The 15,378-nt window shown below is 61.2% G+C and carries 11 protein-coding genes and 3 pseudogenes; 5 read left to right on the top strand and 9 right to left on the bottom strand.

Features of this window, described 5'->3' with window-relative positions:
* Window positions 1–4: 4 nt before the first annotated feature.
* The 3 genes from ACFQAU_RS07510 to ACFQAU_RS07500 all read right to left on the bottom strand — a co-directional run bounded on the left by ACFQAU_RS07510 (window position 5) and on the right by ACFQAU_RS07500 (window position 3,660).
* Window positions 5–700 (bottom strand): metallophosphoesterase family protein, encoded by a 696-nt coding sequence (locus tag ACFQAU_RS07510; RefSeq protein WP_386281480.1) that lies wholly within the window; start codon window positions 698–700, stop codon window positions 5–7.
* A 132-nt stretch (window positions 701–832) separates the two neighbouring features.
* Entirely contained in the window at window positions 833–2,428 is a 1,596-nt protein-coding gene (serA, locus tag ACFQAU_RS07505) for a phosphoglycerate dehydrogenase (RefSeq protein WP_067622990.1), read from the bottom strand.
* A 68-nt stretch (window positions 2,429–2,496) separates the two neighbouring features.
* The gene (locus ACFQAU_RS07500; RefSeq protein WP_132443914.1) at window positions 2,497–3,660 is read right to left on the bottom strand and encodes a phosphoserine transaminase; all 1,164 of its coding nucleotides are present in this window, start codon (window positions 3,658–3,660) and stop codon (window positions 2,497–2,499) included.
* Between the two features lie 154 nt (window positions 3,661–3,814).
* On the opposite strand from ACFQAU_RS07500, the pseudogene serB reads away from it, so the two are divergent.
* Window positions 3,815–4,689: pseudogene (gene serB, locus ACFQAU_RS07495) on the top strand (phosphoserine phosphatase SerB).
* Window positions 4,690–4,743: 54 nt separating this feature from the next.
* Here the strand turns inward: serB and ACFQAU_RS07490 are convergent.
* Window positions 4,744–5,723, bottom strand: a pseudogene (locus ACFQAU_RS07490) (asparaginase).
* Between the two features lie 180 nt (window positions 5,724–5,903).
* On the opposite strand from ACFQAU_RS07490, the gene ACFQAU_RS07485 reads away from it, so the two are divergent.
* Window positions 5,904–6,434: an invasion associated locus B family protein gene (locus ACFQAU_RS07485; protein WP_120352087.1), complete on the top strand. Its 531-nt coding sequence runs from the start codon at window positions 5,904–5,906 to the stop codon at window positions 6,432–6,434.
* Window positions 6,435–6,780: 346 nt separating this feature from the next.
* Here the strand turns inward: ACFQAU_RS07485 and ACFQAU_RS07480 are convergent, their stop codons facing one another.
* From ACFQAU_RS07480 to ectA, 4 genes are read right to left on the bottom strand one after another with little or no spacing between them, the layout of a single operon-like run.
* A complete protein-coding gene (locus tag ACFQAU_RS07480) occupies window positions 6,781–8,217 on the bottom strand; it encodes an aspartate kinase (RefSeq protein ID WP_132443912.1) in 1,437 nt (478 codons plus the stop codon).
* Window positions 8,218–8,222: 5 nt separating this feature from the next.
* Window positions 8,223–8,615, bottom strand: a complete 393-nt coding sequence (locus tag ACFQAU_RS07475) for an ectoine synthase (protein ID WP_007118313.1) — start codon at window positions 8,613–8,615, stop codon at window positions 8,223–8,225.
* 5 nt (window positions 8,616–8,620) lie between these two features.
* Window positions 8,621–9,913, bottom strand: coding sequence for a diaminobutyrate--2-oxoglutarate transaminase (gene ectB / locus ACFQAU_RS07470; protein ID WP_132443911.1), 1,293 nt, complete (start codon window positions 9,911–9,913; stop codon window positions 8,621–8,623).
* Window positions 9,914–9,966: 53 nt separating this feature from the next.
* Window positions 9,967–10,500 (bottom strand): diaminobutyrate acetyltransferase, encoded by a 534-nt coding sequence (ectA, locus tag ACFQAU_RS07465; protein WP_132443910.1) that lies wholly within the window; start codon window positions 10,498–10,500, stop codon window positions 9,967–9,969.
* A 234-nt stretch (window positions 10,501–10,734) separates the two neighbouring features.
* On the opposite strand from ectA, the gene ACFQAU_RS07460 reads away from it, so the two are divergent.
* Window positions 10,735–11,235, top strand: a complete 501-nt coding sequence (locus tag ACFQAU_RS07460) for a MarR family winged helix-turn-helix transcriptional regulator (protein ID WP_120352082.1) — start codon at window positions 10,735–10,737, stop codon at window positions 11,233–11,235.
* A gap of 91 nt (window positions 11,236–11,326) precedes the next feature.
* Complete coding sequence (rlmN, locus tag ACFQAU_RS07455; RefSeq protein WP_067625034.1) at window positions 11,327–12,508, top strand: dual-specificity RNA methyltransferase RlmN; 1,182 nt, start codon at window positions 11,327–11,329, stop codon at window positions 12,506–12,508.
* On the opposite strand, the pseudogene ACFQAU_RS07450 reads toward rlmN, so the two are convergent.
* A pseudogene (locus tag ACFQAU_RS07450) lies at window positions 12,505–13,634 on the bottom strand (NAD(P)/FAD-dependent oxidoreductase). The gene rlmN and the pseudogene ACFQAU_RS07450 overlap by 4 nt on opposite strands.
* 236 nt (window positions 13,635–13,870) lie before the next feature.
* On the opposite strand from ACFQAU_RS07450, the gene ACFQAU_RS07445 reads away from it, so the two are divergent.
* Entirely contained in the window at window positions 13,871–15,358 is a 1,488-nt protein-coding gene (locus ACFQAU_RS07445; RefSeq protein WP_132443908.1) for an ABC transporter substrate-binding protein, read from the top strand.
* The last annotated feature ends 20 nt before the right edge of the window (window positions 15,359–15,378 follow it).

The following is a 15,378-nucleotide window of genomic DNA, read 5'->3' as shown; positions in this document are numbered from 1 at the left end:
TGGGTCAGCACCCAAACCTCATCCCCTCGAACACCGCCGCACAAAGCGGTTTGCCGTAGCCCGCGCCGGTGTCGAGGTTCACCCGGTTGCCGTAATGCATGGCGCTGTCCACCGGCGTGTGGCCGTGGACGACCAGCTTGGGATGGGGCGCGGTGAATTCGTGAAACTCCTTGCGGATCCACAGCAGATCATCCTCGCGCTGCGCGTCCAGCGGCACTTCGGGGCGGATGCCCGCATGGGCAAAGAACAGGTCGGGTGTCTGATGCGACAGGGCGAGGGTTTTCAGGAAGTCCACATGCGCCTGCGGCACCGCTTCGCGGGCTTTCTCGTGCACCTCTGACATCCGGTCGCGGCCGCTGACGGGTACACCGTAAGAGCCAAGCGTCGTGTCGCCGCCCAAACGCGGGTTCAGCCAGTTAAGTTCAACGAGCAAGAGCGGATCATGGCGGGGGAAATCCTCCATGAACCAGCTGAACATGCGGTCATGATTGCCCATGAGGAAGGTCCAGTTGCGGCCCTCGGCCTTGCCCTGTGCCAGCCGTTCGATCACCGCTTTGCTGTCGGGGCCGCGGTCGGTGTAATCGCCAAGGAAGACGATGCGCGCGTCCGGCCCGCCGTCTTCTTCGATCAAGGTTAACACGCGCTCAAGCTCGGCGGCGTAACCGTGGATGTCTCCGATGGCGTAGATGGGGCTGGGCATATTCGTTCCTATCCTTCTGCACCCCCTCGTGATGCCGCAAAGCCACCGCGAAGGAAAGGCTCAGTCAAAGGATGCGCCCGAAAGCAAAAGCGCCCCGCGAGGGGGCGCTTTAAGTTTGTGCAGGGGGAGGTCTCAGGCCACGTCGAATTGCAGCGGCTTGATCTGCCGGAACATGCCGGTGTCGCGCAGCTTGCCGATCACGGTTTCTGGCACCTGATCGTCGACATAGAGCAGGGCAATCGCCTCGCCCTTGGCGGTGTGGCGGCCCAAGGTGAAGTTGGCGATGTTCACGCCGTTTTCGCCCATGGTCTGGCCCAAGGTGCCGATGATGCCCGGCACGTCTTCGTTGGTTGTGTAGAGCATGTGCTCCCCGATCTCGGCGTCGATGGTGATGCCTTTGATCTGGATAAAGCGCGGCTTGCCGTCCGAGAACACGGTGCCCGCGATGGAGCGCTCGCGCTTTTCGGTCACCACGGTCACTTTGACATAGCCGTCGAAGACGCCGGATTTGTCTTGGTTGGTGGTGCTGATCTGAATGCCCTTTTCGCGGGCGACCACGGGGGCGGAAACCATGTTCACATCCGGGTTGGCGCGTTTCATGATGCCCGCCACGACGCCGCAGTTCAGCGCCTTGAGGTTCATCTGTGCGACGGAGCCGTCATAAAGGATGTTGATCGCTTTGATCGGCTCGTCGGTCATCTGGCCGATGAACGCGCCGAGGTGACCAGCCAGCTTGACCCATGGGCCCATGACTTTGGCTTCTTCGGCGGTGACCGATGGCATGTTCAGCGCGTTGGTCACGGCGCCCGTCAGCAGGTAGTCCGACATCTGCTCGGCCACTTGCAGCGCCACGTTTTCCTGCGCTTCGGTGGTCGCGGCACCAAGGTGCGGCGTGCAGACCACGTTGGGCAGGTTGAACAGCGGGTTCTCCTTGGCTGGTTCCTCGGCGAAGACATCGAAACCCGCGCCCGCCACATGGCCGGATTTCAGCAGGTCGGCGAGTGCTTCTTCGTCAACCAGACCGCCGCGGGCACAGTTGATGATACGCACGCCGGGCTTGGTCTTTTCAAGGTTCTCGCGGCTGAGGATATTCGCCGTCTGCTCGGTGAAGGGAACATGGAGGGTGATGAAATCGGCGCGAGTCAGCAGCTCGTCCAACTCGACCTTTTCGACACCCATCTTCTCGGCCTTTTCCTCGCCCAAGAAGGGGTCATAGGCCACGACTTTCATCTTGAGGCCCCGCGCGCGGTCGCAAACGATGCCGCCGATGTTGCCCGCGCCGATGACGCCCAGCGTCTTGCCGGTGAGCTCGACGCCCATAAACTTAGACTTTTCCCATTTGCCCGCGTGGGTGGAGGCCGACGCTTCGGGGATTTGACGTGCCACGGCGAACATCATCGCGATGGCATGTTCAGCAGTGGTGATCATGTTGCCGAAGGGCGTGTTCATCACGATCACACCCTGTTTCGACGCGGCTTCCTTGTCGATATTGTCGGTGCCGATGCCCGCGCGGCCGACCACCTTGAGGTTCGGCGCGTTGGCGAGGATCTTTTCCGTCACCTTGGTGGCGGAGCGGATCGCGAGGCCGTCATAGTTGCCGATAACTTCGGCCAGTTTGTCTTTGTCCTTGCCCAGATCGGGCTGGAAATCAACGTCGATGCCACGGTCGCGAAAGATTTGAACGGCGGCTTCCGACAGGCTGTCGGAGATGAGTACTTTGGGAGCCATTTTTGTGGTCCTTTTCAAAAATATGGGGGCAGGGGCGGCGCGTGGGATCACGCGCCCGCCGGAATGCTTTAGGCGTTGATTTCGGCTTCAAAGGCCCATTCGAGCCACGGCAGCATCGCATCGATATCAGCCGTTTCAACCGTGCCGCCGCACCAGATGCGCAGGCCCGGAGGGGCATCGCGGTAGGCGCCAATGTCGAGCGCCGCACCCTCGTCCGCAAGCCGTTTCGCCACGGCTTTGGCAAAGGCTGCACCGTCCTGAATGCGGTCATCAGTGAACTTGAGGCAGACCGAGGTGTTGGAACGTGTCGCCGGATCGGTGGCGAGGAAGTCGATCCAGTCATGCGCCTCCACGAATTCGGCGATGGCCGCCGTATTGGCATCGGCCCGTGCGATCAGCCCCTTGAGGCCGCCCACGGATTTCGCCCAGTCAAGTGCCAGCAGGTAATCTTCGACGCAGAGCATGGAGGGCGTGTTGATCGTCTCACCCTTAAAGATGCCCTCGTTCAGCTTGCCGCCTTTGGTCAGGCGGAAGATTTTCGGCAGGGGCCATGCGGGGGTGTAGCTTTCCAGCCGCTCAACTGCGCGAGGGCTGAGGATCAGCATGCCATGCGCCGCTTCGCCGCCCAGCACCTTCTGCCAAGAGAAGGTCGTCACATCCAGCTTGTCCCAGGGCAGGTCCATCGCGAAGGCCGCCGAGGTGGCATCGCAGAGCGTCAGACCCGCGCGGTCCGCAGGGATCGCGTCGCCGTTCGCCATGCGCACGCCGGAGGTGGTGCCGTTCCATGTGAAGCAGACGTCGTTGTCATAGTTCAGCGCGGCCATGTCTACGATCTCGCCGTATTCGGCGGTGTGAACCTGCGCTTCAATTTTCAGCTGTTTGACCACATCGGTGACCCAGCCTGCGCCGAAGGATTCCCATGCGACCATCTCAGCTGGGCGTTCGCCCAAGAGCGACCACATGGCCATCTCGAATGCGCCGGTGTCAGAGGCGGGCACGATGCCGATGCGGTAATCCGCAGGCACGCCCAGCACCTCGCGGGTGGTCTCGATTGCCTCAAGCAGTTTGGCCTTGCCGGGTGCGGCACGGTGGCTGCGGCCCAATGGTGCGTCCGCCAGCTTGGTCAGATCGAATGTGGGGATTTTGGCGCAGGGGCCGGAAGAGAAACGCGGATTTGCCGGTACGGCAACAGGTTTCGTGTCCGGGCGCGATGCCGGTTGTGTAATAGCCATTTATGCTACCCTCTCAGATAATCGCCCTTCGTTGGGGAAGGGTGTCCCACTTGTCGGCATACGCGGGGAGGCTGGACTGGCGCAAGTCGCAAAATGGCGCTAGGACGCCGGTCATGTCGCTTTGCGCGGCGCGAATGATGCGGATCGGAAACTTATGTTCACGGCAATCTTGTTGACCTCCCCTCCAACCCCTCCCTCGATGCGGCGCTGGTTGAAAGCCTGCGCAACGCTTGGGGCGGGGGCGACGCGCTTTGGCTGGCCCCGGATGAGGCGGCGGAGTTCTCGCTGGCCCAGACGCCGGAAAACCGTTGGGATGTTTGGGAAAGCTGCCAGTCCATGGGCGTCGATCTGGTGATCGTGCCCAGCGAAGGCCGCCGCAAGAAGATGCTGCTGGCCGATATGGACAGCACGATGATCCAGCAGGAATGCATCGACGAATTGGCCGAAGAAGCAGGCGTTGGCGCGCATGTGAAAGAGATCACCGCCCGCGCCATGAACGGTGAGTTGGACTTCGACGGCGCGCTGCGCGAACGTGTCGGTCTGTTGAAAGGGCTGGAGGCCGCTGTCATCGACAAGGTTTTGGCCGAGCGGATCACCCTGATGCCCGGCGGCGGTGCCTTGGTGGGCACGATGAAGGCCAACGGCGGCTATGCCGCGTTGGTTTCGGGCGGGTTCACTGCCTTTACTGCCAAAGTGGCCGAGATGCTGGGCTTTGATGAGAACCGCGCCAATACGCTGCTGGTCGATGGGGCCGCGCTGACCGGCGATGTGGGCCTGCCGATCTTGGGGCGCGAGGCCAAAGTCGCCGCGCTGGAAGAGATCACCGCGAAGCTGGGGATTACTGAGGATCAGGTCATTGCCGTGGGCGACGGGGCCAATGATCTGGGCATGTTGGGGCGGGCTGGCATGGGCGTGGCGCTGCATGCAAAGCCTTCTGTCGCGGCGGAATGCGACATCCGGATCAATTTTGGCGATTTGACCGCGCTGCTGTTCGTACAGGGCTATGCGCGTGCCGAATTTGCGGGCTGAGACTGCCCGCGTGGCACTGCCGCTTCGTCAGAGCAAAGTGGCAGTGCGATAGTCTTACAGCAGTCCCGCCGCTGGTTTCAGCATCCCGGTTTCTAGCCCACGCCAGTTGGTGATCGGCGTGTTCATCCGCTTGATCGCCGCCGGGTGACTGGCGTCCAGCGCCCCCAATTTGACCAACAGCGCGGTGATCGCGCATTCGGCGGCGCGAGTGGTGCCGCAGGCGGCTTTGAGCGCGATGCCCAGCTTGCGCTCGGGCCAGATCGCGATGAAGAAGCCTTCGGCCCCGGTTTTCAGCGCGACCTTACCGTCCATTGCCCGCATCAATTCGGTGCAGGCGCGGCCTTCGCCGGCGACCAGTTCGGGGTGCAGGCGCATGGCTTTGTGCAGGCGCGCCTCGGCAGAGCCTTCGGGGGCGGCGGCGAAATGGGCCATCGCGCGGGCCATGCCGTGCAGGGTGCAGGCCGGGTTGGGGGCCGAACAGCCGTCGATGCCATAGCCGGGCGAGGTTTCTTGGGTGACCGTTTCAAACGCTTCAAGGCAGGCTTTTTGCACCGCGTGATCGGGCTTTTCGTAATCCGCCCCCCGCCGAGGTGCTTGTTCAGCGTGAGGAATCCCGCGTGTTTGCCTGAGCAGTTGTTGTGGATCTGGCAGGGTTTCTCATGCGCGCGGATCAGCCCCTCCATCGCGTCGCGGTCATTGGGTTCTTGCGCGCCGCAGCGGAAGTCGTCGTCACTCAGCCCCAGCGTGTCGAGCCATACGCCCACCCGGTCGGTGTGGATGGCGGCACCTTGGTGCGAGGCACAGGCGAGGGCCAGCTGTTCGGTGCTCAGTCCCGCTTTGTCGGCCGCGCCGGAATTGATCAGCGGCAGCGCTTGGATCATCTTGGAAGACGAACGCGGCAGGATCACCTTTTCCGGATCGCCCCATGCTTCAACGATCTGGCCGCTCGCATCGCAGATCACGGCATGACCGGAATGAAAGCTTTCCAGAAAGGGTCCGCGCCAGATTTCCGCAAATGGGGCTGCTTTGGTCATGAGGTTCATCCTGTTTCTGGGCGAAATCCTGCCAATCAGGGTTTCGTCGGTCGCGCGTTTGCCGTTATTGTGGTTGGTGTCGAACAGATAGCAGACACCCGCAAGAGAGCAACCCGCCCAAGGTTGCCCGGACGGGGTCTGTGGACGTGTTGAGGTCAAGGACGGCTGGAGGCTGGACAGATGGGAATGATGAAGACATGTGGTCTTGCACTTGGGGCGCTCGCCCTTGTGGCAAGCAGCGCTGTGGCGCAGGAGCAGAGCACCAACCGGGTGGCTGCCAAGACCGACTGGAGCGTCTTTGTAGAAGATAACCCGACAGAATGCTGGGGCGTTTCAACGCCCAAGGAAGTCGTCAACACGCGCGATGGGCGTGTGGTGGCGGTGAACCGGGGTCAGACATTGCTGATGGTATTCTACCGCCCCTCGGCTGAGGCCAAGGGTCAGGTCGCCTTCACCGGCGGGTATCCTTTTGCCTCGGGATCGACGGTCAATATGAACATTTCCGGCAATGAGTTCGAGCTGTTCACCGAAGGCGAGTGGGCCTGGCCGGCAACCACGGCGGATGATGCTAAGATCATCGCGGCAATGAAGCGCGGCGCGGATGCGACGCTGACAGCGCGGTCCTCGCGCGGGACGCAGACCAAGGACACATTCTCGCTGCTGGGCTTTACCGCGGCGGTCGAAGATGCGGCGAAGCGCTGCGGCGGTTGATAACCGCCAGAATGTTTTTAAGAACGGCCTCGCAATTGCGGGGCCGTTTTCGTTTGCGGGTCTAGGTTGCCACCCGGGCCTGGGATAGCCGCTGGCGCCGGGCCATCGCCTGCCCGCCCGTCACGCCAAAGGCGTGCCAGAATTTGATGGGCGCACCTATGGTGCGACCGGGTAGCGATTTAGTGAGGCTGGGTGTGACTTCGCGGGCGCACATCATGGTTGAGCTACAAAGTGGTATCGAAAGTATGTTGGATCGCCGACCCGCAGGCAGGCGATGGCCCTCACATGAAAAAGCCGCGGCCTCCTTTCGGAAGCCGCGGCTCATAGTGCATCAGCTATGTCAGCGTCAGGCCGCCCGCGAAAGCGGTGTCGCAGCCTCTTCCTCGATGAACGCGCCGTGCAGCGCTTTGATCACCGGCTGCAGGCTCTCGCGCTCGACGATGAACTGCACGTCGACGTTGCGCGGCCCTTGGCTCGCACCGATTGCCGTCTGACCGGCCTCGGCAATGGCCACCAGACCGCGTTGCAGCACCGACAGCCCGTTCAGGTCACGCCCGATGACCGAGGCCATCGACAGCGTTTTCGTCGTGATCTCGGCAGCGGAATAGATCTGTGCCAGATCCTTCTCAACCCGGCGCATCGTCTTGAGCGACGCATCAAGGTAGTGCGTGATCGTATTGGCGTTCGACACCTTCGAGACGATCCGTACATTGTGCCGTGTCAGCACGTCGAGAATCGCGGTGTCGTAGCCTTTCACGCCGACCATGTCCTGTTCGAACAGCTCAAACGCGACAATGTCCAAACCCGTGACGATCTCCACCGCAGGCGTTTCTGCTTTGCGGTCGTCGATCAGCGTGCCGGGGTCTTCGGGCTCAAAGGCGTTGGTCACGCGCAGCGGCACATCGGCCTGACGCAGGGTCTTGGCTGCCTTGGGGTGGATCGCCTCCATCCCCATGTTCGACAGCTGATCCGCCACGTCATAGTTCGTGCGCCCGATCTTTTTGACGGCATGTTCGCCGACCAGTTTCGGATCGCAGGACGACAGGTGGAATTCCTTGTGAATGATCGCCTCACGCGCGCCCGTCAGGGCAGCGAGCTTGGAGAAGGTCACCTCTGAATAACCGCGGTCAAACTCACGCATCAGCCCTTCGGCGCATTGCGCATAGCCAGTGACGATGGGCATTTCCGTATGCGGGTCGATGCCCTCCATCGCCTGCGCGATGCGCTCATCCAGCGTGACATTGCCCTCATCGCGCCAACCGGACAGGTCAACGAAACGGGCGTTCACACCAGCGCGTTGCAGCATGATTGTGGTGACGAAAGCGGAATGCGCCTCGCCCAGACCGGACAGCAGCTCGCGGATCTGCAACATGTGTTCCGACAGGCGGAAGTGGCCGTAGGCGCACAGACGCTGCAGATCGATCAAGCAGTTGCGGGCGCCGTGGGTGCGCTCGGACACAAAGGCGTCGGCCTGCTCAATGTCACCGGGATGCTCCAGCACTTCGCGGTGCACGCGCTGCATCTCTGCGGACACGCGGGTCAGCGCTTCGTGCCAGCCGTGATCATTGCTGGCGTTGGCAAGATGCGCATAGACGCCCGGCTCGCCGGATTTTTTATGCTCCAGCAGCAGGTTCGTGATCCCGCCAAAGGCGGAGACCACGAAGACGCGCCCGTAGATGTCCGCGCCCTTACGGTCACCGACAAAGAGCGTATCCTTGAGCTGGTTCACGCGGGACATGGATGTCCCTCCGATTTTTTCGACAGTGTGGGACGGTTGGGCCATATAACTTACGCTACCTCCTCGGCAGGCGCATAGGAGCCGTCTTCACGGTGTACTTCCTTGCCCGTGACAGGCGGGTTGAAGCAGCACGCCATGTGCAGTTCTTCCTCTGCGCGCAGGATGTGTTTGTCGTTCAGGTTCAGCGCATACATCACGCCGGGGGTGATCTCATGAGTCTCGCCAGTAGCGAGATCGGTGATCGAGCCCTTACCCTTCATGCAATAGACGCTTTCGAAGTGATGCTTGTAATGGAACGTATGCTCAGAGCCCGCTTCCAGCACGGTGATGTGGAAGGAAAAGCCCATCCCATCATCGGCCAGCAGCAGCCGGGTCGAGGTCCATTTTGCATCACCAACGTGGCGGTCGGTGTTCTGAAGTTTATTAAAATCGCGTACAATCATGTCAGTTACTCCGCTGCCATTTTCAGGTTTCCAGTCACGTCACGGGTGGCCTGCAAAAGGATATCAAACCCTTCGCGCATAACCTCCTGCGACGTGGTGAGCGGGGCGAGATATTTAACGATTTCGTCGTGCGCGCCCGATGTTTCGATCACGAGGCCCAATTCATAGGCACGCGCGCAGATTGCGCTAGCCAGTTCGCCAGAACCTACATCGACACCTTGCATCAGACCGCGGCCTTTCAGCGTGGCGCCGTCGACCAGTTCGGCCACGTCATTGAGTGCGGTGGTCAGCACCATGGCTTTTTCGGCCAGCGACTTTTCGAACTGATCGTCGGACCAGAACTTCTCAATCGCGACGCGGGCGGTGACGAAGGCGTGGGTGTTGCCACGGAAGGTGCCGTTGTGCTCAGCGGGCTTCCAGATGTCATGCTCAGGCGCGATCAGCAGGGCTGCGAAGGGCAAACCGAAACCGGAAAGCGATTTCGCTTGGGTCACCATGTCGGGCTTGATGCCGGACGCCTCAAACGAGAAGAAGCTGCCCGAACGGCCACAGCCCGCCTGAATGTCGTCGATGATCAGCAGCGCGCCATGCTTGCGGGCGATTTTCTCGATGCCCTGCATCCATGCGTCGGAGGCCGCGTTCAGACCGCCTTCGCCTTGGATCGGCTCAAAGATGAATGCCGCAGGCGCGTCGATGCCCGACGACGGGTTCGACAACATCGCATCTATCATCGCCAGCGTATCAACGTCTTCACCGAGCGATCCCTCGAACGGCATATGCGTCACGTCGGCCAGCGAGCCACCGCCCGCACCGCTGCGTTTGCCTTTGTTGCCGGTCAGTGCCAGCGCGCCCATGGTCATGCCATGGAAACCGTTGGTGAAGGAGATCACATTCGTGCGCCCCGTCACCTTGCGTGCAAGCTTGATCGCAGCCTCAACGGCGTTGGTGCCGGTCGGGCCGGTCATCATGACTTTGTAGTCCATGCCGCGCGGCTTGAGGATGTTTTCCTCATAGGCGTTCAGGAACGCCGCCTTGGTGTTGCTGTGAAAGTCGAGACCGTGGGCGATGCCGTCATTGGTGATGTGCTCCACCAGCGCGGCCTTCATGTCAGGGTCGTTGTGGCCATAGTTCAACGAGGAGCAACCGGCGAGGAAATCGATGTAGCGGTTGCCTTCGCCGTCGAACATCTCCGACCCGCTGGCGCGGGTGAAAACGGCGTTCATGCCACGGCAATAGGAGCGTGCTTCGCTCTCGCGGCGGGTAAAGATCGTTGTGTTCTGTGCCATGTCTTTGGGCATAGGAATATCCTTTCTCTTCAAGAGAGTCTGTCGTGTGAATTGTCAGCTGCGGTTTACGCGGCGCGTTTTAGCGGCGCAGTCTCGGGCAGCGTGATCGTCACCATATGTTCGGTGTCGTGCGCGCCATCGAAATGGGCGTCTTTGGTAAAGTGGGGCGCATCCGAAAGGTCGCCGCCGACGTGGTTCGCAAAGCTGCGGAACAGCCCCCAGGAGGCGTCATTGTCCCGGGTGATCGTAGTCTTGAGGGTTTTGGCGTCCTCAGTTTCATCGCGGTTCACGAGTTCCATCAGCATGGTCTTACCCAGACCAAGGCCACGGGCCTTGGTGCTAACGGCAACCTGCCAGACAAAGAAGGCGTCTTGTGCAGGGATCATATGGCCGGAGATCCATCCAACGATGTCACCGTCCATCTCAGCCACAACACAAGTGTCGCGGAAGTGGTCGGCCTGGATCAGGTTCGCGTAAAGCGAGTTCTCGTCGAGCGGCTTGCAGTCGCGAATCAACTGCCAAATGGCAGCTCCGTCCTCGGCATTGGGCTTGCGCAGTTTGGGTGTGCGGGCTTTTTTCATGTCGAGTTCATTCTGCATCCGTTCGGGGCTCCCTTATTGTTTCGATAAGCTAAGTAGGGCATGTGCGGTCATACTTCAACATTCAAAGCAAAATACCTCAAAATACGCTTATAGCGTTGTTTCAGCGCCATGCTCATGTGCATATTTGTTTCGTAAGGCTAACGAAATTGAGGCGTTTCGCTTAGCTATACTAAGCGTTCAGGGCAGTTGAGAGCGATTGCTGAAATCGTCCCCATTGTGCAATGATGCACCATGACGCAAAAACATCCCGACCGGGTCGACGAGAGTCTGATCGCTTTACGCCGCATTTTGCGCGCTACCGAACTCTATGCCCGCGATTTGGCGCAGGCCGCAGGGGTAACCCCGGCGCAACTGCGGGTTTTGCAGATCGTCGGAGAGAAGAAAGACCCCACAGCCAAGACCCTCGCCAATCAGATGGGCGTGAGCCAAGCGACCGTAACCGCGTTGGTCGATAAGTTGGTGGCGCGCAGTTTGGTCTCGCGGCAGCCCTCGGCGCAGGACCGTCGGCAAACCAACATCACCCTGACCACCCAAGGTGAGGATGTGTTGGAGGAAGCCCCCGATGCGTTGCAACAGCGCTACGTCCGCGCCTTTGCCGATCTCGCCGATTGGGAGCAGGCGCAGTTGGTGTCTTCGTTGGAGCGTGTGGCGGCGATGCTGAATGTAGACAGTCTGGATGCCGCGCCGGTTCTGGCGACCGGTGAATTGCGGATGAGCAAGAAGACCTATTAAGGTTGACCTTAAAAGCGCGGGCAGCCAAACCCTTTTGCAAATCGCGTCATTCCCTATATAGAGACCCATCCCTAGCCTGTGAGTCTTTGCAATGTCCGCTTCCGCGCCCATCACCCAAGACGTGATGACCCTTCCCCGCAAGTTGCCCGAGGGGCCGATTAACCTTGTCGGTCTGACCCGTGACGCCATGCGTGACGTGTTGATCGCAAACGGCACGCCTGAGAAACAGGCAAAGATGCGTGTGGGGCAAATCTGGCAGTGGATTTATCAGTGGGGTGTGCGTGATTTCGACTCCATGACCAACCTCGCCAAAGGCTACCGCGCTGAACTGGCAGAGAAATTTGTGATCGAAGTGCCTGAGGTTGTGACCCGGCAGGAAAGCGAAGACGGCACGCGAAAGTATCTGGTGCGGATCGCAGGCGGTCATGAAGTTGAGGTGGTCTATATCCCTGAAGAGGGCCGCGGCACGCTTTGTGTGTCCAGCCAAGTGGGCTGCACGCTGACCTGTTCCTTCTGCCACACGGGCACGCAGAAACTGGTGCGTAATCTTACCGCTGCTGAGATTATCGGTCAGGTCATGGTGGCGCGCGATGATCTGGATGAATGGCCCGAGACTGGCACTCGGACCGAAGAGGCCCGTCTTTTGAGCAATATCGTGCTGATGGGTATGGGCGAGCCGCTGTACAATTTTGAGAACGTGCGCGACGCGATGAAGATCGCGATGGACCCTGAGGGCATTCAGCTTTCGCGCCGCCGCATTACGCTCTCGACCTCCGGCGTTGTGCCCGAGATCCACCGCACCGCCGCCGAAATCGGCTGCCAACTTGCCGTGTCTTTCCACGCCACCACCGATGAGGTGCGCAACAAGCTGGTGCCGATCAACAAGCGTTGGAACATCGAAGAACTGCTCGACGCCCTACGCGCCTATCCCAAGGTCAGCAACTCCGAGCGGATCACGTTTGAATATGTGATGCTGAAGGGCGTGAACGACAGCGACGAAGACGCGCATCGCTTGGTCGAGTTGATTAAGGGCATCCCGGCCAAAATCAACCTCATTCCCTTCAACGAATGGCCCGGTTCGCCCTATGAGCGGTCGTCCAACAATCGCATCCGCGCCTTTGCCGATATCGTCTATAACGCGGGCTATGCCTCGCCCGTGCGCAAGCCCCGTGGCGAAGACATTATGGCGGCCTGTGGTCAGTTGAAATCGGCCACCGAACGCGCACGCAAGTCGCGCAAGCAGATCGAAGCTGACGCCGGGATGGGCGGCTAAGCCAGCCCCGGACGCCTTCGTGCAAGCGCCTTTGCAGTGACACCCTCGGCGGCAATGTCGCCGGGGATATCTTCTCCCCGCACCAGAGCGGCGGCAGCGCGGGCCAGAGCGGGCGCGGTTTGAATGCCATAACCGCCTTGCCCCGCCAGCCAGAAGAACCCCTCCCCCTCGGGATCATAGCCCGCCACCGGGTCACCGTCGGCCAGGAAACTGCGCAGCCCTGCCCACCGGCTTTCAATGCGGGGGCGGTGAAGGTCGAATGCGGTTTCGATCCGGTCGATACAGATCGCGATATCCAATTCCTCGGGCTGGGCGTCACAAGGGGGCGAGGGCGTGGCGTCCGCAGGTGAAATCAGCAGCTTGCCCGCATCGGCCTTGAGGTAGAACTGCTCATCGATATCCACCACCATCGGCCAACGGTCCGGTTCCATGCCATCGGGCGGTGCCACCGTCAGCGCGGTGCGGCGTTTCGGGGTGAGACCCGCAGGCGCAAGCCCTGCCAGCGTGGCGATCTCATCGGCCCAAGCCCCTGCGGCATTGACGATGACCGGCGCGTGGAAGGTGCCTTGGTTCGTGTCGACCTGCCAGCCCCTTCTTTGCGAAGCGCCCGCACCTCGGCCTTGGTTTGCAAGACACCGCCCGCGGCGCGGAAGGTCTTGAGGTAATGCTGATGCAGCCCGTTCACGTCGATATCGGCCGCCGAAGCATCGCGCAGCCCGGCGCTGGCATAGCCCTTGCGCAGCAGCGGCACGAGTGTCTCGATTTCGGCCCCGGTCAGCGGGGTGACATGGGGCCCCAGTTCCTCGGCGGTGCGCGCCAGCGCCGCCTTCTGATCCTGCCGCGCGACGAACACCGCGCCGCGTGGTTCCAGCAGCGGATGCTCCAGATGGGGGCTGGCGGGGGTGTGAAAGAAAGCGGCAGAAGCGCGGGAAAGGGCGCGGATCACCTCCGGCCCATAGGTCACGGTAAACAGGGCGGCAGAGCGGCCCGTGGTGTGATAGCCCGGCTGGCTTTCTCGTTCCAACAGCAGCACCCGGCGGTCGCTGGACAGTTCAGCAGCGACAGAAGCGCCCGCGATGCCCGCGCCAATGACAATGCAATCGAAACCTGCCGTAGAAATATCCATAATCTGCCCTCTCTGCGCGGAGGCTAGCACCGACGACTGCCGCACAAAAGGGCCGATCCCCCGGTCCCTTTCCGCTGTCGAGGCCACTCGGTAAAATCCGCCATATTATTGCAATTGCATGAAGTTTTCTTGTTTTGCGCCAAAGCCGTTGACCGAACGCCCCCGCCCGGCGCAATCTGTCGCAAAGGGGCGCGCGGCAGGGCCGAACACGCCCCTCCCCACAGGAGTGCTGCCCCATGTCTCATTTGCCCCTTACCAAAACCCTTCCTGCGCTGACGCTGGCCTTTGGCCTGATGGCCTCGGTCTCTGCCGCTGCCGAGCTTGTCATCGGCATGCAGCAGGAGCCCACGTCGCTTGACCCGACGGCGGATGCGACCGCCTCCATCGACAGCATGATGACGCAAAACGTCTTTGAATCGCTGACCACCGTGGCGGAAAACGGCGAGGTGCAGCCCAACCTCGCGGCCTCTTGGGAGGTGTCTGAAGACGGGCTGACCTATACGTTCACCTTGGCCGAAGGCGTGACCTTCCACGATGGCAGCACGCTCGACGCCGAGGATGTGGTCTATTCCTTCGAGCGGGCCATGGGCGAAGACAGCGTGAATCCCTCCAAGGACATCTTCGAGCCGATCGAGAGCGTCAAAGCGGTCGACTCGCAGACGGTCGAGATCACGCTTTCGGGCAAAGACGCCTTTTTCCTCTTCAACATGGGGCAGGGCGACAGCGCCATCGTGGCCGCCGAAAGCGCCGAGGGCAACAACGCCAACCCGGTCGGCTCCGGCCCCTTCAAGTTCGACAGTTGGACAAGGGGCGACCGCCTGACGTTGGTCAAGAACACCGATCACCGCGATGCGGCTGATGTGGCACTCGACAAGGTGGTCTTTCGCTTCATCTCTGACCCCGCTGCCGCGACCGCTGCGATGATGGCCGAAGAGCTTGACGCCTTCCCCGGATTCCCCGCGCCGGAACTGCTGCCGCAGTTCGAAGCCGATCCGCGCTTCCGCGTCAACGTCGGCTCGACCGAGGGCGAAGTGATCCTCGCCATGAACAACGCGAAACCACCCTTCGACAATGTCGAGGTGCGCCGCGCCGTGGCCACCGCCATCGACCGCGCCGAGATCATTGAGGGCGCGATGTATGGCCAAGCCGTTCCCATCGGCAGCTTCTACCCGCCGCATGGCACCGCCTATGTCGACCTGACGGACGCCTATCCGCATGACAGCGCCAAGGCCGAGGAAATGTTTGAGGCGGCAGGCGTGGCCGGCGCCACCATGACCCTGCGCGTGCCGCCCTTCCCCTACGCGACGCGCTCGGCCGAGATCATCCAGAACCAACTTTCCGAGGCTGGGATCGATGCCAAAGTTGAGAATGTCGAATGGGGCTTCTGGATCGATGAGGTCTACAAGAAAAAGAACTATGACATGACGATCATCGCCCACACCAGCCCCAATGACATGGGCAATTTCGCCCGCGGGCCTGACTATTTCTACGGCTACGACAATGCCGAGATGACCGCCCTGTGGGAAAAGATCACGACTGAGGTCGATGCCGAGGCCCGCGACGAATTGCTCAAGCAGGGCCAGCAGATGCTGTCCGACCAATCGGTGCATGGCTTCCTGTTCCAGCTGCCGCTGCTGGGCGTCTTCCGGCAGGAGGTCGAAGGCTACTGGGCTTCCTCGCCTGTGCTCTACATGCCGCTGAAGAACGTGCGCGTCGCCAACTAACTTGAAACGGCCGCGGCGCC

It is taken from the genome of Sulfitobacter profundi, assembly GCF_042661425.1.
In the GTDB taxonomy this organism is placed as follows: Bacteria; Pseudomonadota; Alphaproteobacteria; order Rhodobacterales; family Rhodobacteraceae; genus Sulfitobacter; species Sulfitobacter profundi.
This window is presented reverse-complemented; position numbering and strand designations above follow the sequence as displayed.